Genomic DNA, 18,859 nt, shown 5'->3' with positions numbered 1-18,859 from the left:
TTTGCTTAAAAATCAGAGCGCTTTAGCGTCTGCGCATCACATGCACGAAATCAGCGCCAATGGTTTGCTGATCCACCAACTCATTGCCTGTCTGCTTGGCAAAAGCCTGGAAATCGCGCACAGAGCCGGGATCGGTGGCCACCACTTTGAGCATTTGGCCGCTGGCTAACTCTGCCAACGCCTTCTTGGCTTTGAGGATGGGCAGGGGGCAGTTCAGGCCGCGGGTGTCGAGTTCTTTGTCGATGTGCATGAGGAGTCTCTGTAAGTATCGGGATTTTAGCGCTTAGCCCAGTCAACGAACTCGGGCTCGATGCCTTTGACCTTTTTCAGCCATTCTGCCAACGCATAGCCTGTGCCCGCAGGCCAGCATTTCACGGCTTCATAGTCGTAGAGCTTGTATTCGGCTAATTCGGGCGATAAGGCCACCTCACCATGCGCCACCACATGGTAGGCGATGATGACTTGGTTCATGCGCTGAAAATCGTATACGCCAACCAAGTTGACTTCGCTGCAATCCAGGTTCGTCTCTTCTTTCACCTCGCGCGCGATGCCGCCTTGGGGTGTTTCACCTGCTTCCATGAAACCCGTGATCAGCGCGAACATCTTGCCCGGCCAAGCCGCATTGCGCGCCAAGAGAATTTGCCCCTTGTATTCCACAATCGCGGCGAGCACGGGCGTGGGGTTGTTCCAATGGGTGTAGCCACAGGCGGGACAGCGCAGGCGCTCTTTCTCGCCGCCATCTTCCATTTGCTTTTCAAAAGCTAAGAAGGTGGCGCATTGGGGGCAGAATTTGAAGCTTGAACTCATTCTTGTTTACTATTATTTTAATAGCATTTCGCGCAGATTCTATGCCGCCGAACTGCCTAAAACGCTTAAAAATCGAGCCAATATCTTATGCCGGGAAGACGCCGGTAGACAGATAACGATCACCGCGATCACACACGATGAACACGATCACCGCATCCTTCTCGCGCGCGGCGATCTGCTGAGCCACCCAGCATGCGCCAGCTGCAGAGATGCCTGCAAAGATGCCCTCTTCTCGGGCCATTTGGCGGCACATGTCTTCTGCGTCAAGCTGGCTCACATTAATCAGTTCATCGACGTTTTTAGGATCGTAGATCTTCGGCAAATATTCCTGCGGCCATTTGCGAATGCCAGGAATACGCGAACCTTCGGAGGGCTGCGCGCCGACGATTTGAATCTTCGGGTTCTTCTCTTTGAGGAATTTTGAGACGCCAGTGATCGTGCCCGTGGTACCCATCGCGCTCACAAAATGTGTGATCTTGCCACGGGTTTGCTCCCAAATCTCCGGGCCTGTGGTCTCGTAATGGATGCGTGGATTGTCTGCATTCGCAAACTGATCGAGCACACGGCCTTTGCCCTCTTTTTGCATGGTATCGGCCAAATCACGCGCATATTCCATGCCGCCGCTTTTGGGGGTCAAGATCAGCTCTGCGCCGAAGGCTTTCATGGTTTGCGCACGCTCAATGGAAAGATCTTCCGGCATGATGAGCACCATCTTGTAGCCTTTGATGGCAGCCGCCATAGCCAGCGCAATGCCCGTGTTGCCCGAGGTGGCTTCGATCAAGGTATCGCCCGGCTTGATGTCGCCGCGCTCCTGTGCGCGAGCGATCATGGAGAGCGCGGGGCGATCTTTCACGCTGCCGGCGGGGTTGTTACCCTCAAGCTTGCCGAGGATCACATTACCCTGGCTTGCGCAGAGATCAGCGCCGATTCGCTGCAGCCGCACGAGTGGGGTTTTGCCAATGGCTTGTTCAATGGTTGGAAAATCGGTGTTGTTTTGTAGCAAAGTCATACCCGTACTGTGCCATAATTGAGGGCTTCGCATTTACGAATACCCATTCCTGCCCGGGTGGTGAAATTGGTAGACGCAGGGGACTCAAAATCCCCCGCCGCAAGGCGTGCCGGTTCGATTCCGGCCCCGGGCACCAGACAAAGCTTGATTGGTTATCTCCAATCAAGCTTTTTTGGTTTTACGGCAACGCTCCAACTTGAATTCGTGTAACAGTAGGTCGGCTCCCCAGATCTGATCTTGCTATGCATGCGTATCCTTGCTAGACTGCAATTAGTTGCAAATTGCTGAAAATATGATGCAATTTGTAACAGACCCGCCTACTTTTAACCTCACTTGATGATCGAGAGCTCACTTTGCTGACCAAATTGCTGCGCGCGATCAGCGGCAGCCCTGAACGCACCGATTGGGAAAGCATGCTCACGCAAGTGGGCGGGGAGAGCTCTGCGTGGAACGATTCTGATGTGATGCGCACGGGCAGCTTTGGCACTAATCGCTTTGTGGCCGCGCCCGACGTCAATGCCCCTGATGTGAACTTGGCTTTGCTGGGGCTTTCCGGCGAAGAAGTTTATGCTCGAGCCAAAGCGATCGCCAAAGAGCTGCATGCCTTGGCCGAACGCGGTGCGACCGTTCAGCAATGGAATATTTTGATCCGCGACGTGACAGCGCTGGCCGATATGGGGCAAACCATCAATTCGCTGGCTGAGATCAAATTGCGTCGCGTTAAACCGCAAATACAGAGCATTCCTATGCTGCCTCTGATGGGCAGTATTTTGGCCAAACGTGCAAACGATCTGCGTCGCTCAGGTGTGCTGCTCGTGCCGCAGCTGCAAAGTTGCTCAATAGATGGTGACCCGAATCTCTGCCGCGCCTTGATTGAATCAGCCATTGAATGGGCAATTCCTTTTGGTAATCGTCTCACGGTGACCACCGAGCTCTCCAGTTGGGGTGACGCTGCACGCATGGCGGTTTTGGCTGATCATGTTGTGCGCACACAAGATGACACGCCCGCCATGGAGCGCACCAGCCTCTTCCTGTGGGAGCTGATCACCGAGCTGGCGCAAGCTGCGGGTGTGCTCGTCACGCGCTCGCAGGTCGATGGAAAGACCGCCATATCTATTGAATTCCCTGTACAGAACGAAACCGACAATGGCGTAGTGAGCAGTGAAATGAGCATGCTATCCAAAGACATGCCCCAACTCGCGCAGATGGATGTGCTGGTGTATGTCAGCGGGTCGCCTGTGAAAATGGCCGTGGACAAAGCGCTGTCTAAAGCCGAATGTCGCACGCGCTATGCAACCAGTCTCACGCATCTCGTTCGTGAGTGTGAAATGAGTCTGCCAGCTGCAATGGTGATTGAATCTGAGCTGATGGATGAGAACGTGCAATCTCTTATTGAGGATTTGCGCCGCCATATTCGCAGCTTTGCACTGATTGAAATTGTCAAAGCCACCAATGTGTACGAGGTGTCTTTGCCTGGAAGCAAAAAGCCTTGCCGCTTAAGCGTTGCCAGTATCGATGCGCATTTGCGCGATGCGCTTTTGTTTGAGTTGGCGCAAGCCTGATAACGGCTCTAGCGCCCTCACCCGCGTGGGTGATTTTCTGCCACGATTTTCTTCAAGCGCTCCCGCGCCACATGCGTGTAAATCGTGGTTGTGGAAATATCCGCATGCCCGAGCAACATTTGCACAGCTCTTAAATCAGCGCCGTGGTTGAGCAAATGTGTGGCGAAGGCGTGGCGTAGGGTATGGGGCGAGAGTGGTTTGGTGATGCTCGCTTGCAATGCATATTTCTTGATGATCTGCCAGAAAGCCACCCGCGTCATGGCCTCGCCCGCTTTGCTGCCACGCGCAGTGACGAATAAATCGTCACTCGTTTGCTTTTTAAGAATATCTGGCCGTGACTCTTGTAGATATTTCTTGATCCAGTGTGCTGCATGCTCGCCAAAGGGCACGATGCGTTCTTTGCTGCCTTTGCCGAAGGTGCGCAGCACATGCTCGGTGAGACTCACGTTGTGCAATTTGAGGCTCACGCATTCACTCGCTCGCAAACCGCTCGCATACATGAGCTCGAGCATCGCGCGGTCGCGCAAGCCCAGCGGCGTGGTCAGATCGGGGGTGGCGAGCAGTTGTTCCACATCTGCTTCTGTGAGTGTTTTGGGCACGCGCAGCGGCTGCTTGGCTGTAAGCAGCTTGAGTGTGGGGTCAGCTTGTATCAGCCTCTCGCGCAAACACCAGCGGAAAAATCGCTTCAATACGGTGAGGCGGCGATTTGATGAAGTGGGCTTGGTGCTGCCATGTTTGGCAGCAAAATAAGCCAATAAATCCTGTTCCTGACTGGCTAGGATGCCTCGCGAATGCTCAGCGAGCAACCACGAGGCATACAAATTCAAATCACGCCGGTAAGCATCCAGCGTGTTTTTCGCTAAGCCATCTTCGAGCCAAAGACTGCTGACGAAGGCATCAATGCTGTCTTCAATCAAGCTTGAGCTTCTGTGTTGCCACTACTTTTTGATAGACAGCCAACTCCGAGGCCATTTGCTGGGCAAATTGCTCAGGCGTGTTGCCAAGAATGATGGAGCCCGTGTCTTCAATGCGTTTACGTACAGCAGGGTCTTGCAGGGCTGTACGCACACCCGCATTCACCTTTTGCACCACCTCAGCCGGCAAGCCTTTGGGACCAACGATGCCGTAATAAGCCATGCGATTGACTGGCTCCAAGCCCACCTCTTTGAAGGTGGGGACATTGGGTAAACCTGCCAAGCGCTGAGGCGCTGCCACGACGATCGGAATCAAGCGGCCGGCTTGGATATGCGGCAAAGCAGACGGCACATTGTCAAAAATGATTTCCACTTGACCACCCACCGTGTCACGCAGCGCTGGGCCAGCGCCAGAGTAAGGGATGTGCGTGATGAATACACCAGCCAGGTTTTTGAACAGCTCCGTTTGCAGATGACCAATGCCCCCCGTGCCTGAAGATGCGTAGCTGTATTTGGCAGGGTTTTTCTTCAACTCTGCGATGAATCCAGCGTAATCTTTGGCCGGGAATTTGGGATTCACAGCGATGATGTTGGGGGTTGCAGCGATATTGATGATGGGCGTGAAATCGGTCGCTGGGTTGTATGGGATCTTAGGATTGATCGCTGGGTTGGATGCGGTAGTGGAGACCGTGCCCATGCCCAAGTTGTAGCCATCGGGTGCAGCCTTGGCAGTCTCGTTGGCACCTGTAGCGCCGCCGCCACCCGCGCGATTGATCACCACCACGCTTTGTCCGAGCGCCTTGCCAAGAGGCTCGGAGATGACGCGGCCAATGATGTCGGTCGTGCCACCGGGTGCAAAAGGGATTTGCAAGGTCACTGGCTTATTCGGGTAATTTTGAGCTTGTGCCAAACCGCTAGCAGCCAATGCAGCGGCGCCAACAGAAATCCATTTGAGAGCGTTGCGTTTGCCAAGCTTGTGCAGAAAAGTCATGAGAACTCCTGAAATAAAAAAATCAATGCAGGCAAGAGCTGCGGTGCATGAATAATAATCAAACTAATAACGTCTGCGATTGTGGCTTACACATACTCGTTTACCCGATTTGCAGCCTCAAATGCCCCTCCTGATCTCATGCATTTTGCCCAGCTCCTTTTCCCTGATTTCGCACTGATTGTGTGCGGCTATTTGATCTGCCGCTACACGCAACTGGGTCGCCCGATGTGGGAGCAAGTCGAGAGCTTGGTGTATTACGTGCTCTTTCCTGTTCTGCTGTTTTATTCGATCTCGCGCTCACCCTTGGATTGGCGAGCCGCTAGCAGCCTGATGGGAGCGGCATTGGCTTTGGCCGGATGCGCTGTATTGCTGGCTTACAGCGTAGCTAAGCTACCAGGCGTGCAGCGTGATGATTTCGCCAGCAGTGCGCAGGTGGGCTTTCGCTTCAATTCCTACATCGCGTTGGCGCTGGCCGAACGGCTGGGTGGCCAGCAGGGTTTGCTGCTCATCGCAGTGATCATTGGTGTATGCGTGCCGCTGTTCAACATGGCCGCCATGTGGCCCATGGCTCGGCATTCTGGGCAAGGCTTTGGCAAAGCACTCTTGAAAAACCCGCTCATCGTCGGCACTCTTGCAGGCTTGGTTGCTAATGTGCTTGGTATCTCTGTGCCTGCTTTCGCCGAACCAGCTGTGAGCCGCATTGGGCAGGCTTCGCTGGCACTGGGCTTGATGGCAGCCGGCGCAGGCTTGCAATTGGGGGAAGTTTTCAACACCGCCAGCCGTGTACGCGCAGGTGTGGCGCTGCTGGCGGTGCGGCATCTGGCATTGCCGCTGATAGCGGTTGGACTGGTGCAAATTTTTCAGCTCAACTCTGCACAGGCCAGTATTTTGCTGATGTTCAGTGCTTTACCCACGGCTTCTAGCTGCTATGTGTTGGCCGCAAAGATGGGGCTGGATGGAACATTTGTTGCAGGGCTTGTCACACTGTCCACAGTACTGGGTATGCTCAGCTTACCTTTTGCCTTGAGTTTTATATGAAAATGACTGATTGCTGGCATAGAATCTGCGCAGAGTGCTACTGAATTAATAGTAAATCAACATGACTTGGCACGCTCAACTTGCATTGAATTACCGCGCTACAGCTGGCAAAACCCTGCTCGATTTTTCACATGACGGCCCGCTGCGTATTTTGCAAAGCCTTTATCCCGAAGGCGATGCAATTTGCCAAAACGTCTTGGTGCATCCGCCGGGGGGCGTGGCAGGTGGCGATGGTTTAGACATCAAGGTGCATGTCAAAGAAGGCGCACATGCCTTGGTCACCACACCCGGTGCCACGCGCTTTTACAAAACGTCGGGCGATGCTGCGATTCAACGCACCGTGATCAAGATGGAAGACGGCGCACGGCTTGAATGGCTTCCACTGGAAAACATCGCCTACAACGGCTGCTTGGCGGAGAACCGCTTGCAACTCCAACTCGCGCCCACAGCAGAGCTCATCGGCTGGGACATCACAGCGCTTGGCCTGCCTGCAGCAGATCAACCGTTTGAGCGTGGCGCGTTCACACAGCATGTGGAATTACTCTCGCCTAGCAGCTCGCATAGCCCCTGGCTAGAACGAGGCTGTATCGCCGCAGACGACACCCGCCTCTTGCAATCACCCATCGGTCTGGCTGGCCACACCTGCCTAGCCACTCTCTTTTTCATAGCTGGCCGCGCAATATCTATGCCGGCGAAAGAGCTTTTTTTATCTAAATCCAGAGAAATTGCTCAGGCTCACGCACTGAGCGCGACATGCGGCATCACCAGCCCGCATGCACAAGTGATTGTGCTACGCGTACTCGCGCATCACACGGAGCAGGCCATGGATCTGTGCAAACAAGTGCGTGGCGTGTGGCGAGAATTGGCCTGGGGTTTGCCCAATATACCGCCGCGTATTTGGGCGATGTGAGTCAGCAGTAGCAATCTAAAAATTAGAACGCAAAAGGCGCAAAAGTTACGCAGAAAACGCAAAAAAGAAACAGTCAAATTCTGGTTTTCTTTTTTGCGACTTTTGCGCAGTTTTTGCGTCTTTTGCGTTCTATTCTTTGCTTAATATTCAATCATCAAATCGCCACCAACTGCCGAATGCCCTTAGCTTCCATCTCAGTCCCAGGTCCACGCGCAATCACTTCGCCGCGCTGCATCACCAAGTAATCATCAGCCAGCTCCTGCGCGAAATCGTAGTATTGCTCGCAAAGCACAATCGCCATATCCCCACGATCAGCGAGCATGCGGATCACGCGGCCGATGTCTTTGATGATGCTGGGTTGGATGCCTTCGGTGGGCTCGTCCAAGATGAGGAGTTTGGGCTTCGCTGCCAAGGCGCGGGCGATGGCGAGCTGCTGCTGCTGGCCGCCTGATAAGTCACCCCCGCGCCGCGAAATCATTTGCTTCAAGACGGGGAAGAGTTCAAACAACTCCGCAGGAATCGGTGTACTCGCGCTTTTGTAGGCCAAGCCCATGTGCAGGTTATCTTCCACGGTGAGGCGCGAGAAGATTTCTCGACCTTGGGGCACGAAGCCGATGCCTGCGCGGGCACGCTCATACGAGGTGGCCTTTTCAATCGCCTTGCCATCGAGCTCAATGCTTCCCGAGCGAATTGGCACCAAGCCCATGAGGGATTTGAGCAGTGTGGTTTTGCCCACGCCATTGCGCCCGAGCAGCACGGTGACTTTGCCTAAGCGGGCTTCGAGATTGATGCCGCGCAGGATGTGTGAGCCACCGTAGTATTGGTGGACTTCTTTCACGGCGAGGATAGGTGTCGCGTTATCTACCAAGGTACACCTCGATCACTTTTTCGTTATTCTGAACTTGCGCGAGCGTGCCTTCAGCGAGCACTGAGCCTTCATGAAGCACAGTCACCTTCTCCGAGATGCGTTCAATAAAGCTCATGTCATGTTCGACGACGACCAAACTGTGATGCTTTTTAAGGCTCAGAAACAGTTCAGCAGTGCGCACGGTTTCTTCATCCGTCATACCCGCCACAGGCTCATCAAGCAAAAGCAGCTTTGGATCTTGCATCAGCAACATGCCGATCTCCAGCCATTGCTTCTGACCGTGGCTTAAATTTCCAGCCATGCGGGTGACGCTATCAGCCAAATGAATCGTTTGCAACACATGCGCGAGGCGATCACTTTGCGCAGAATCTAGCTTGAAAAACATTGAATTCTTCACAGCCTTATTGGTCTTCAAAGCCAGCTCAAGGTTTTCAAACACGGTGAGCTGCTCAAACACCGTAGGCTTTTGGAATTTACGGCCAATGCCCATTTGTGCGATTTGCGATTCGTTGAAGCGCAGCAGATCAATCGTCGAGCCGAAAAACACTGTGCCAGTGTTGGGGCGGGTTTTGCCAGTGATGATGTCCATCATCGTCGTCTTGCCCGCGCCATTCGGCCCGATGATGCAGCGCAGCTCGCCGGGGGCGATATCGAGCGAGAGGCCATTGATGGCTTTGAAGCCATCAAAGCTCACGTGCACATCTTCTAAATACAAAATGCGGCCATGCGTGGTGTCTACCTCTTGATTGGCGATGCGGCCATAGCCTGCATCGCGGCCACCGGATTCGGTTTTGCCGGTAGCTACCAAGTCTTGCTTGGCTTGCAGGCGCTGCGCGCCCTGCTCCATCAAATCTGGGGTCATGCTTGGCCTCCATCTTTTTTACCAAAGACTTTTCGCACCAAGCCCACGATGCCTTGCGGCAAGAAGAGTGTCACGGCAATAAAAATCGCACCCAAGAAATACAGCCAATACTCAGGGAAGGCCGCCGTGAACCAGCTCTTCGCGCCATTCACCGCAAACGCGCCCACAATCGGCCCAATCAAAGTCGCGCGACCACCCACTGCCGCCCAAATTGCCATCTCAATCGAATTGGCAGGAGACATCTCGCCAGGGTTGATGATTCCCACCTGCGGCACATACAGCGCGCCTGCAATGCCGCACATCATGGCCGAGATCACCCAGATCGTGAGCTTGTAGGCCACAGGGTTGTAGCCCGAGAACATCACGCGGCTTTCGGCATCACGAATTGCTTGCAACACGCGGCCAAACTTGCTTTGCACCAGCCAGCGCGAGAAGAGATAAAAACCGAGCAACGTGCAACCCGTGAGCACAAAGAGCACCATGCGGGTCGATGGTTGCGCAATCGGGATATCCAAGATGCGCTTGAAATCCGTGAAGCCGTTGTTGCCACCGAAGCCTGTTTCGTTGCGGAAGAAGAGCAACATGGCAGCAAACGTCAAAGCTTGCGTGATGATGGAGAAATACACGCCCTTGATGCGCGAGCGGAAGGCGAAGAATCCAAACACCAGCGCTAGCAAACCGGGCACGAGCACCACCATGGCCATTTGGAAGATGAAGGAGCTGCTGCCCAACCAATGCCAAGGCAAAACCTTCCAATCCAAGAACACCATGAAATCAGGCAGCTCGCTTTTGTAATTGCCATCCAACCCAATTTGGCGCATAAGATACATGCCCATGGCGTAGCCACCGAGCGCAAAAAACAGGCCATGACCAAGGCTCAAGATGCCTGTGTAACCCCAGATCAAATCCATGGCCAAAGCACAAATCGCGTAGCACATGATCTTGCCGATCAAGCTGATTGCGAAATCGCTTAAGTGAAACATGCTGCTCTCAGGCACCATGAGGTTGAGCACGGGTGCGATGGCGCAAACGATGATGAGCGCGACGAGGAATGTGCCCCAGCCGCGTTTGGACATCAGCGGCGCTGGAGGAGGAAGGTGAACTGTCGTGTTCATGCCTCGGCACTCCTTCCTTTGATCGCAAATATTCCTTGCGGACGCTTTTGGATGAAGATGATGATGAACACAAGCACCGCAATCTTGGCCAGCACTGCGCCAGACCAGCCTTCCAAAAATTTATTGAGTACACCCAAGCCAAGCGCTGCATACACCGTGCCAGCGAGTTGCCCCACACCACCGAGCACCACCACCATGAAGGAATCGACGATATAGCTCTGCCCCAGATCTGGCCCCACGTTACCGATTTGACTCAATGCACAACCCGCCAAGCCCGCAATGCCAGAGCCCAGCGAGAAGGCATAGGTATCAATCCGCGCCGTATTCACACCCATGCAAGCAGCAATCGGGCGGTTCTGCGTCACGCCGCGCACGAAGAGGCCGAGGCGGGTTTTGCTGATCACCAAGCTCACGCCCACGAGCACGAGGATGGCGAAGACGATGATCATCACGCGGTTGTAAGGCAGGGAGAGATTAGGCAGCAGGGCGTAACTGCCGCTCATCCATGATGGGTTTTCCACACCCACGTTTTGCGCGCCAAAAATCGTGCGAACGAGCTGCATCAAGATCAAGCTGATGCCCCAAGTGGCCAGCAGTGTCTCAAGCGGGCGGCCATAAAGCCAACGAATCACACTGCGCTCCATCGCCGCGCCCACGAGAGCTGATGCCATAAAAGCCACAGGAATCGCGGCAAGCAAATAAAAATCAAACGCACCCGGCAGGTATTGACGAAACAGGTTTTGCACCACGTAGGTGGCATACGCACCAATCATGATCAGCTCGCCATGCGCCATGTTGATCACGCCCATCAGGCCGTAGGTGATGGCCAAGCCCAGCGCAGCGAGCAAGAGGATGGAGCCCAAGCTGATACCCGTGAACATCACGCCAAGCGTCTCGCCTAAGCCCAGCGATGATTTGATTTTGGCGAGCGATGCTTCCAACTGCGCTTTGACTTCTGCATCGCTCTCTTGCTTCAAGCGCTCATTAAGCAAGAGCTGTGTGGCGGGGTCTTTGCTGTCGGCCAAGGTCTTCGCGGCTTCGAGGCGCTTGGCTTTGTCGCTGCTGCCCAGCATGGCGGCAGCGCGAGCGAGGCCAAGCTTTGCTTTGAGTTCGGGATTCGCTTCTGCAGCAAATGCCTTCTCCACCAAAGCCAGCTTGGATTCATCCGGGTCTTTGAGCAAAGCGGCAATCGCTTCACCGCGCAGCTTGTCGTCTTTGGAGAAGAGTTTGAGTGAAGCTAAAGCAGTATCAAGCTCGCCGCGCATGCGATTGTTGTTGATCACATCTTCCGCGCCCTCAGGCAGCGTGACGGCTTCGCTTGTCACGGGGTCAGTCGCTTTGTCATCGCGCACGATGAAGACTTTGCCACCTGCTGTTTTCACAGCATCCTCGCTCAAGGCTTGAATGAAGGCAGCGGTTTTATCGTCTGCAGCGACAAGCGCTTTGTTAAGCGCCTCAATGCGCGCATCAGACTCGCCGATGGCAATGCTTAGCGCCTCTTGCGCTGTGAGCGCCGCCGTTGGCGCTGCGTGGAGCAGCGCTAAGCTGATCAGCGCCGCATGAAATATTGTTTTAATCATGGAAGAACCTGTCATGTGGGCACGCATATCACCCGCACGCCGTTGCGCAGGTGCATGCACACATGAAAAATTCCGCAAGCAAGAAAGGCCGCGCCTTCCTTGCTTTGCTTCATTCAGCGCGTTGATTACGCTTTCTTCGCTGGCTCATCTGGCTTCTTGTCGTTGCCTTCGATGAACGGAGACCATGGCTTAGCCTTCACAGGACCAGGTGTCTTCCAAACCACATTGAACTGACCATCGGCCTTGATTTCTCCGATGAACACGCTCTTGTGCAGGTGATGGTTTTTCTCGTCCATCTTGCTGGTGATGCCAGATGGTGCTTTGAAAGTCTGGCCAGCCATGGCAGCGATCACTTTGTCCACTTCCACAGACTTGGCCTTCTCAACAGCCTGCTTCCACATGTTGATACCGATGTAGGTCGCTTCCATCGGGTCATTGGTGAGTGGCTTGTCTTTGTGACCAGCGATGCCCTTAGCTTTAGCGTAGGTGCTCCACTTTTTGATGAACTCATCATTGGCTGGGTTCTTGATGCTCTGGAAGTAGTTCCAAGCAGCGAGGTGACCGACCAGAGGCTTGGTGTCCACACCGCGCAGCTCTTCTTCGCCCACAGAGAATGCCACCACAGGCACGTCTTTGGCCTTGAGGCCAGCATTGCCCAGCTCTTTGTAGAAAGGCACGTTGGAGTCACCGTTGATGGTGGATACCACAGCCGTTTTGCCGCCAGCAGCGAATTTCTTCACATCAGCCACGATGGTCTGATAGTCGGAGTGGCCAAACGGGGTGTACTTCTCGTCGATATCCTTGTCAGCCACGCCCTTGCTCTTCAAATATGCGCGCAGGATTTTGTTGGTGGTGCGTGGGTACACATAGTCCGTACCGAGCAAGACCCAACGCTTGGCCGCGCCACCGTCTTTGCTCATCAAATAGTCCACAGCGGGAATCGCTTGCTGGTTAGGTGCTGCGCCGGTGTAGAACACGTTCTTAGAGAGCTCTTCGCCTTCATACTGCACAGGGTAGAACAGTAGGCCGTTCAATTCCTCAACCACTGGCAACACGGATTTGCGAGACACAGAAGTCCAGCAGCCGAAAATCACGGAAACCTTATCTTGCGTGAGCAATTGCTTGGTCTTCTCAGCAAACAGAGGCCAGTTGGAAGCGGGATCCACGATCACAGCTTCGAGCTTCTTGCCCATCACGCCGCCCTTGGCATTGATCTCTTCAATCGCCATGAGCACGGTGTCTTTGAGCACAGTCTCAGAAATGGCCATGGTGCCTGATAGGCTGTGCAAAATGCCAACCTTGATGGTGCTGCCAGCTTGCGCCATAGCGGTGCCTGATGCTCCCGTCAGTGCAACTGCGGTGGCAGCGCTGAGGGACTTGATAGTTTCGCGACGATCCATTGATGCTTCTCCAGTTATAAATGGTGGATTGAAATGTCCACCACAACAATTGCAAGGCTTGTGCCAACTCAAAACCAAGCAGACATCACCAAAAAGAACTACTGACGCACCAATCCAGGGATTGAAGTGCACAAAGTTTCAAAATCGTGCATGCACCAATTACGAACAGCACAGTTCACAAGGCATACTTTTTGCACCACAATCGCAGACAAACATTCAACGAGAAGCTATGGAACTCACCCCTCGCGAAAAAGACAAACTCCTCATCTTCACCGCCGCCTTGCTGGCCGAGCGCCGCAAAGCCCGTGGCTTGAAGCTCAATTACCCCGAAGCCATTGCTTTCATCAGCGCTGCTGTGATGGAAGGTGCGCGAGACGGAAAAACGGTGGCGCAGCTCATGAGCGAAGGGCGCAATGTGCTCACGAAAGCCGATGTGATGGACGGCATTGCAGAGATGATTCCTGATATCCAAATCGAAGCCACCTTTCCTGATGGCACGAAGCTGGTGACCGTGCACCAACCTATTCAATAATTTTCTGAGAACCTGTCATGACATCCATTACTATTAAATCGATAGCTGCTTGCGCAGTATTCTTGCCGGCGACTAGTGCTTTTTCTCATGAAGGGCACGGCTTTATAGGCTCACATTGGCATGCGAGTGACGTGGCTTCTCTTGCAGCACTTGGCGTACTCATCGCTGTAGCCGTATGGCTCTCGCGCAAGTGAGGCAGCCATGACACCAGGTGAATTGTTGATTGATGAAGGCGAGCATGCGCTCAACTTAGGCCGCCGCGCCATCACGCTCGTGGTGAAAAACGCAGGTGATCGCCCCATTCAAGTGGGCTCGCATTACCACTTTGCAGAAACCAATACTTCGCTGAGCTTTGATCGCGCTGCTGCTCGCGGCATGCGGCTGAACATTGCTTCGGGCTTGGCTGTGCGCTTTGAGCCCGGCCAGCAGCGCACGGTGGAGCTTGTTGACTACTCAGGCGATAGAAAAGTCTACGGCTTTAATGCCCAAGTGCAGGGAGCGCTCTAAGCATGGCCACGATACAAAACCGCGCCTACGCAGAAATCTTCGGCCCTACAGTTGGTGATCGCGTGCGTCTCGCTGATACCGATCTCATCATCGAAGTAGAAAAAGACTTCACTTTGCAAGCCGGCGGCTACGGCGAAGAAGTAAAGTTCGGTGGTGGCAAAACCATTCGTGATGGTATGGCGCAGTCGCAAAGAACGAGAGCAGAAGGAGCTGTTGATACTGTTTTAACCAACGCCCTCATCGTCGATCACTGGGGCATCGTCAAAGCCGACATTGGACTCAAAGACGGCCGCATCGTCAAAATCGGTAAAGCTGGAAACCCAGACACTCAACCTAGCATCGACATCATCATCGGTCCCGGCACAGAAATCATCAGCTGCGAAGGCAATATCGTCACGCCCGGCGGCATCGACACGCACATCCATTTCATTTGCCCACAGCAGATCGAAGAAGCCTTGGCCAGCGGCATCACCACCATGATCGGCGGCGGCACAGGCCCGGCCACCGGCACCTTCGCCACCACCTGCACACCCGGCCCTTGGCACATGGAGCGCATGCTGCAAGCCGCAGATGCCTTCCCCATGAACCTTGGCTTCCTCGGCAAAGGCAATGCCTCGCAGCCCGCACCCCTGCGCGAGCAAATCTCCGCTGGCGCGATTGGCTTGAAGCTGCATGAAGACTGGGGCACGACACCCGCCGCCATTTCCAATTGCCTCGACATCGCCGAAGAGACCGATACGCAAGTGGCGATTCACACTGACACGCTCAACGAATCCGGCTTCGTGGAAGACACCATCGCCGCCTTCAAAGGTCGCACCATCCACAGCTTCCACACCGAAGGCGCAGGCGGTGGCCACGCGCCCGATATTTTGAAAGTGGTGGGCGAGAGCAATGTGCTGCCCAGCTCCACCAATCCCACGCGGCCTTACACGATCAACACGCTCGACGAGCATGTGGACATGCTCATGGTCTGCCATCATTTGGATGCTTCGATTGCAGAAGATTTGGCCTTCGCAGAAAGCCGCATCCGTAAAGAAACCATCGCTGCAGAAGACATCCTGCACGACCTCGGCGCGATCAGCATGTTCTCCTCTGATTCACAAGCCATGGGCAGAGTTGGCGAAGTCATCATCCGCTGCTGGCAAACCGCCCACAAGATGAAGCAACAGCGCGGTAAGTTGCCCGGTGACACTGACCGCAATGACAACGCCAGAGCCAAGCGCTACATCGCTAAGCTCTGCATCAACCCAGCCATAGCTCACGGCATCAGTCACGAAGTGGGAAGCTTGGAAGAAGGCAAGTGGGCAGACATCGTGATCTGGAAGCCTGCCTTCTTTGGTATCAAACCCGCCGTGATCCTCAAAGGCGGAAGCATTGCGATGGCCGCGATGGGTGACCCGAATGCCAGCATCCCCACGCCCCAGCCCGTGCACTACCGCCCCATGTTTGCCAGCTTTGGCCGCAACCTGCACAAAAGCAGCCTCACCTTCTTGCCCCAGCTTGCGATTGCCGGCGGCATTCCCGAGCGCTTCGGCCTGCAAAAGCAAATTGCCATCTCGAAAAATATTCGCACTGTGCGCAAGCAGCACATGATCCACAATGGCTACACGCCCAAAATGGAAATCGACGCGCAAACTTACCAAGTCCGCGCTGATGGCCAGCTTCTCACGTGTGAGCCCGCCAAGAGCCTGCCGATGGCGCAGCGCTATTTTCTTTTCTAATCATGATCACAGCTTCCAAACTCATGCCCCAAGGCGCGGGGCTCGCTTCCGTTTTACTCAAACGCGCTCATACTGTAGAACTCGATTGGGATGTGCGGCAGAAGAGTCGCTTTGATTGCACGGATTCTTCTGGCAGGCAACTCGGTGTGTTTTTACCGCGTGGTGTCGTCGTACGCGGTGGTGATGTGCTCGTAGCGGAGGATGGCTCGCTGGTGCGCGTGATCGCGGCAGGCCAACCTGTGCTTCGTATCACGCATTGCACAGCACATGGCACGCCCTTTGATTTGATTCGCGCGGCGTATCACTTGGGCAACCGGCATGTGCCGATTGAACTCAAACCTGATCATTTGAAGATTGAGCCTGATCATGTGCTCGCTGAGATGCTACGTGCGATGCATTTGATTGTGAATGAGGTGACGGAATCGTTTGAGCCTGAGAGCGGCGCGTATTCATCGCATGGATCGCATTCACATGGCCATGGCGGCCATGATCATGGGCATGAGCACACGCACGATCATGCGCACGGCCACACACATGCGCCTGCACCCGCCAGCTCGAAACTCAGCGCCATTCCGATTGCAGTCGCAGCAACCAAGCCGCATGTTCACGGCCCCGATTGCAATCACGGTCATTCGCACTGATCTGCTTTGATCCATGCGCCGCATCTTTGATTCGCAGCCCGCCGCGCTGCCCGCCAGCAGCTTGCTACAACTCATGTGGCTGGCCTCGCCTGCATTACCTATCGGCGGTTTTTCATACTCTGAAGGCCTAGAAGCCGGCATAGAATCTGCGCGAATAGCTCCTGATTCCATAGCAAACTGGCTACAAGACCAACTGCACATCAGCTTGGCACGTGGCGATCTCGCAGCGCTGTGCAAAGCCGTAGCTGCGATACGGCGAGATGATGCGCAGCGCGTGCAAGAGCTGAATGCCTGGGTGCTGCAAACTCGTGAAACGCATGAGCTAAGGCTTCAAACAGAGCAAATGGGGCGCTCTTTGGTCGAGTGGCTCAAAGCCCAAGCGCCGGAACTGGATGTGACACAGTGGTTAGGTGATCAAGTGCCGAGCTACGCAGTAGCCTTCGCTCTCGCAGCCACGCGCACACAGGCCAGCGCACGAGATATCGCTTTAACTTTCACCTTTGGTTGGGCAGAAAACATGGTGCAAGCCGCCATCAAAGCTGTGCCGCTCGGCCAAACCGCCGGGCAGCGCATCTTGCAGCAATTGGCTACTGAGATACCGTCAGCAGTGGAGATCGCGCTGCAATTACCAGACGGCGAACGCCAAGCCTTCACGCCCATGCTGGCTATTCTTTCAGCGCAGCATGAGACACAATACTCCCGGCTCTTTCGCTCGTAAACTGTTCTTTGACCATGTCAACTCTTCACCACATCAAAAACCGCACCAAGAAACTCCCTCCCCTGCGCGTCGGCATTGGTGGCCCGGTGGGCTCGGGCAAAACGACGCTCTTGGAAATGCTCTGCAAATCCATGCGTGAGAAATACGATCTGGTGGCGATCACGAATGACATTTACACCAAGGAAGATCAGCGCATCCTCACGGTGAGCGGCGCGCTGCCAGCCGAGCGCATCATGGGTGTAGAGACCGGCGGCTGCCCACACACTGCGATTCGGGAAGATGCTTCTATTAACCTCGAAGCGATTGACCGCATGCTGGAGCAATTTCCCAATGCGGATATCGTCTTCGTAGAAAGCGGTGGTGATAACCTTGCTGCGACCTTCAGCCCTGAACTCAGCGATCTCACCATTTATGTGATCGATGTCGCTGCCGGTGAAAAAATCCCGCGCAAAGGCGGCCCCGGCATCACCAAGAGCGATCTCTTCGTCATCAACAAAACCGATCTCGCACCGCACGTTGGCGCGAACTTGGATGTGATGGAAGCGGACACCAAGCGAATGCGCCCCTCAGAAAATCGCCCTTATGTGATGACGAATCTCAAAACTCTGAGCGGTGTTGACTCTGTGGTGCAATATATAGTGAAAAAAGGCATGTTGCCGGCATAAAATCTGCGCTGAATGCTATGAAATTCATACCACTCATTGAATACACACGCGGCGACTTATCAGAGATCGTGCATTCAGGTGCGATTGCTGTGGTCAATGCACAAGGCCTATTGCTACGCAATGCAGGTGATGCGCAAGCCTTGAGTTTCACGCGCTCCACCATCAAGCCGTTTCAGGCTCTGCCCTTTTTACAAGGCGGTGGCTTAAAACACTTCGGCTTCGATCAGAAACAAACCGCCCTTCTCTGCGCCAGTCACAATGGCGAAGACATGCATGTTGCGCAGGTCGATGAGATGCTGCGCAAAGTCGGCCAGCCCACCAAAGCCTTGCTGTGCGGCTGCCATGTGCCGCTGCGTTTCAGCTACGGCGGCTTGGGTGCGCCTGAAGGCTTGCAGTTTGACGAGCGCCATAACAATTGCAGCGGCAAACATACAGGCTTCTTGGGTTATTGCGTGCAGCATGGTCACAGCCTGAGCAATTACCTCGCACCCGAACATCCATTGCAGCAAGCCATCTTCAAAAGCGTGATGCAAGCAACCAAGGCCGATACCACGCAACTCATCGCTGGCACAGACGGCTGCTCAGCCCCCAACTACGCGATGCCCTTGCACAACTTAGCCTACGGCTTTGCTCGACTCGCAAGCGGGGAAGCTGATAGCGAACTTGGCGAGTCTTTCTCAATACTGCGCGACGCTTTCGTTGCTCACCCAGAAATGATCTCCGGTACTGCCCGCAACGACCTCGCATTCACCCAAGCAGGCCGAGGCGACTGGATCACCAAAATCGGTGCTGATGGCGTGCAAGTCATCGCCAGCATTTCCAGACGCGAGGCTATCGCCATCAAAATGATCAGCGGTAACATGCCTGCGTTGTATGCAGCTGCAGTCATCGCCATGGATCAAGTAGGCTGGCTTGATGCGCAACAGCGTGAGGCTCTGAAAGCTTGGGCACCCCAGCCCTTGCTGAATGTGCGCGGAATCCAAACAGGTGAGATACGCGCCGTCTTCACGCTCTAAAAA

Annotated in this window: 21 protein-coding genes and 1 tRNA gene; 12 read left to right on the top strand and 10 right to left on the bottom strand. The window is 54.6% G+C overall.

What is annotated here, in order from left to right; translation table 11 throughout:
- Positions 1-22: 22 nt before the first annotated feature.
- The 3 genes from KIH26_RS03975 to cysM all read right to left on the bottom strand — a co-directional run bounded on the left by KIH26_RS03975 (position 23) and on the right by cysM (position 1,816).
- Positions 23-250, bottom strand: coding sequence for a sulfurtransferase TusA family protein (locus KIH26_RS03975; protein ID WP_213442682.1), 228 nt, complete (start codon positions 248-250; stop codon positions 23-25).
- A 26-nt stretch (positions 251-276) separates the two neighbouring features.
- On the bottom strand, positions 277-807 hold the full coding sequence (locus KIH26_RS03970; protein ID WP_213442680.1) for an NUDIX hydrolase: 531 nt from the start codon (positions 805-807) through the stop codon (positions 277-279).
- An 85-nt stretch (positions 808-892) separates the two neighbouring features.
- Positions 893-1,816, bottom strand: coding sequence for a cysteine synthase CysM (gene cysM / locus KIH26_RS03965; protein ID WP_213442677.1), 924 nt, complete (start codon positions 1,814-1,816; stop codon positions 893-895).
- Between the two features lie 51 nt (positions 1,817-1,867).
- Here cysM and KIH26_RS03960 point away from each other — a divergent pair.
- Positions 1,868-1,952 (top strand) — tRNA-Leu (locus tag KIH26_RS03960).
- A gap of 217 nt (positions 1,953-2,169) precedes the next feature.
- Positions 2,170-3,378 (top strand): hypothetical protein, encoded by a 1,209-nt coding sequence (locus tag KIH26_RS03955; protein WP_213442675.1) that lies wholly within the window; start codon positions 2,170-2,172, stop codon positions 3,376-3,378.
- A gap of 17 nt (positions 3,379-3,395) precedes the next feature.
- On the opposite strand, the gene xerD is transcribed toward KIH26_RS03955, so the two are convergent.
- Entirely contained in the window at positions 3,396-4,295 is a 900-nt protein-coding gene (xerD, locus tag KIH26_RS03950) for a site-specific tyrosine recombinase XerD (protein WP_213442674.1), read from the bottom strand.
- Positions 4,288-5,283, bottom strand: coding sequence for a tripartite tricarboxylate transporter substrate binding protein BugE (locus KIH26_RS03945; RefSeq protein ID WP_213442672.1), 996 nt, complete (start codon positions 5,281-5,283; stop codon positions 4,288-4,290). Before KIH26_RS03945 ends, xerD begins: the two co-directional genes overlap by 8 nt.
- A gap of 138 nt (positions 5,284-5,421) precedes the next feature.
- On the opposite strand from KIH26_RS03945, the gene KIH26_RS03940 reads away from it, so the two are divergent.
- Together KIH26_RS03940 and KIH26_RS03935 are read left to right on the top strand one after the other, a co-directional pair.
- On the top strand, positions 5,422-6,321 hold the full coding sequence (locus tag KIH26_RS03940) for an AEC family transporter (protein ID WP_213442670.1): 900 nt from the start codon (positions 5,422-5,424) through the stop codon (positions 6,319-6,321).
- A gap of 61 nt (positions 6,322-6,382) precedes the next feature.
- Positions 6,383-7,231, top strand: coding sequence for an urease accessory protein UreD (locus KIH26_RS03935; protein ID WP_213442668.1), 849 nt, complete (start codon positions 6,383-6,385; stop codon positions 7,229-7,231).
- A 154-nt stretch (positions 7,232-7,385) separates the two neighbouring features.
- Here the strand turns inward: KIH26_RS03935 and urtE are convergent, their stop codons facing one another.
- The 5 genes from urtE to urtA form a co-directional block, all read right to left on the bottom strand.
- On the bottom strand, positions 7,386-8,078 hold the full coding sequence (gene urtE / locus KIH26_RS03930) for an urea ABC transporter ATP-binding subunit UrtE (RefSeq protein WP_213444653.1): 693 nt from the start codon (positions 8,076-8,078) through the stop codon (positions 7,386-7,388).
- A 10-nt stretch (positions 8,079-8,088) separates the two neighbouring features.
- Complete coding sequence (urtD, locus tag KIH26_RS03925) at positions 8,089-8,961, bottom strand: urea ABC transporter ATP-binding protein UrtD (protein WP_213442666.1); 873 nt, start codon at positions 8,959-8,961, stop codon at positions 8,089-8,091.
- A complete protein-coding gene (gene urtC / locus KIH26_RS03920; protein ID WP_213442664.1) occupies positions 8,958-10,076 on the bottom strand; it encodes an urea ABC transporter permease subunit UrtC in 1,119 nt (372 codons plus the stop codon). Before urtC ends, urtD begins: the two co-directional genes overlap by 4 nt.
- A complete protein-coding gene (gene urtB, locus KIH26_RS03915) occupies positions 10,073-11,656 on the bottom strand; it encodes an urea ABC transporter permease subunit UrtB (protein WP_213442662.1) in 1,584 nt (527 codons plus the stop codon). Before urtB ends, urtC begins: the two co-directional genes overlap by 4 nt.
- Positions 11,657-11,781: 125 nt before the next feature.
- Positions 11,782-13,056, bottom strand: a complete 1,275-nt coding sequence (urtA, locus tag KIH26_RS03910) for an urea ABC transporter substrate-binding protein (protein ID WP_213442660.1) — start codon at positions 13,054-13,056, stop codon at positions 11,782-11,784.
- A 229-nt stretch (positions 13,057-13,285) separates the two neighbouring features.
- On the opposite strand from urtA, the gene KIH26_RS03905 reads away from it, so the two are divergent.
- Genes KIH26_RS03905 through KIH26_RS03870 form a run of 8 tightly spaced genes read left to right on the top strand, consistent with a single transcriptional unit; the run spans position 13,286 to position 18,856 of the window.
- Positions 13,286-13,588: an urease subunit gamma gene (locus tag KIH26_RS03905; protein ID WP_213442658.1), complete on the top strand. Its 303-nt coding sequence runs from the start codon at positions 13,286-13,288 to the stop codon at positions 13,586-13,588.
- Between the two features lie 17 nt (positions 13,589-13,605).
- Positions 13,606-13,782, top strand: coding sequence for a hypothetical protein (locus KIH26_RS03900; RefSeq protein WP_213442651.1), 177 nt, complete (start codon positions 13,606-13,608; stop codon positions 13,780-13,782).
- 7 nt (positions 13,783-13,789) lie between these two features.
- The gene (locus KIH26_RS03895; protein ID WP_213442649.1) at positions 13,790-14,095 is read left to right on the top strand and encodes an urease subunit beta; all 306 of its coding nucleotides are present in this window, start codon (positions 13,790-13,792) and stop codon (positions 14,093-14,095) included.
- A 2-nt stretch (positions 14,096-14,097) separates the two neighbouring features.
- On the top strand, positions 14,098-15,816 hold the full coding sequence (gene ureC / locus KIH26_RS03890; RefSeq protein WP_213442642.1) for an urease subunit alpha: 1,719 nt from the start codon (positions 14,098-14,100) through the stop codon (positions 15,814-15,816).
- Positions 15,817-15,818: 2 nt separating this feature from the next.
- Positions 15,819-16,457, top strand: a complete 639-nt coding sequence (gene ureE, locus KIH26_RS03885; protein WP_213442640.1) for an urease accessory protein UreE — start codon at positions 15,819-15,821, stop codon at positions 16,455-16,457.
- 13 nt (positions 16,458-16,470) lie between these two features.
- Positions 16,471-17,175, top strand: a complete 705-nt coding sequence (locus KIH26_RS03880) for an urease accessory protein UreF (RefSeq protein WP_213442638.1) — start codon at positions 16,471-16,473, stop codon at positions 17,173-17,175.
- A gap of 14 nt (positions 17,176-17,189) precedes the next feature.
- Positions 17,190-17,840, top strand: a complete 651-nt coding sequence (ureG, locus tag KIH26_RS03875; protein ID WP_213442636.1) for an urease accessory protein UreG — start codon at positions 17,190-17,192, stop codon at positions 17,838-17,840.
- 17 nt (positions 17,841-17,857) lie between these two features.
- The gene (locus tag KIH26_RS03870; RefSeq protein WP_213442634.1) at positions 17,858-18,856 is read left to right on the top strand and encodes an asparaginase; all 999 of its coding nucleotides are present in this window, start codon (positions 17,858-17,860) and stop codon (positions 18,854-18,856) included.
- Positions 18,857-18,859: the final 3 nt, after the last annotated feature.

The sequence above is a fragment of the Variovorax sp. PCZ-1 genome (assembly GCF_018413605.1).
Taxonomy (GTDB): Bacteria; Pseudomonadota; Gammaproteobacteria; order Burkholderiales; family Burkholderiaceae_C; genus JANMDU01.
Note: the sequence above shows the minus strand (reverse complement) of the source record. Positions and strands in the feature narration are given on the sequence as shown.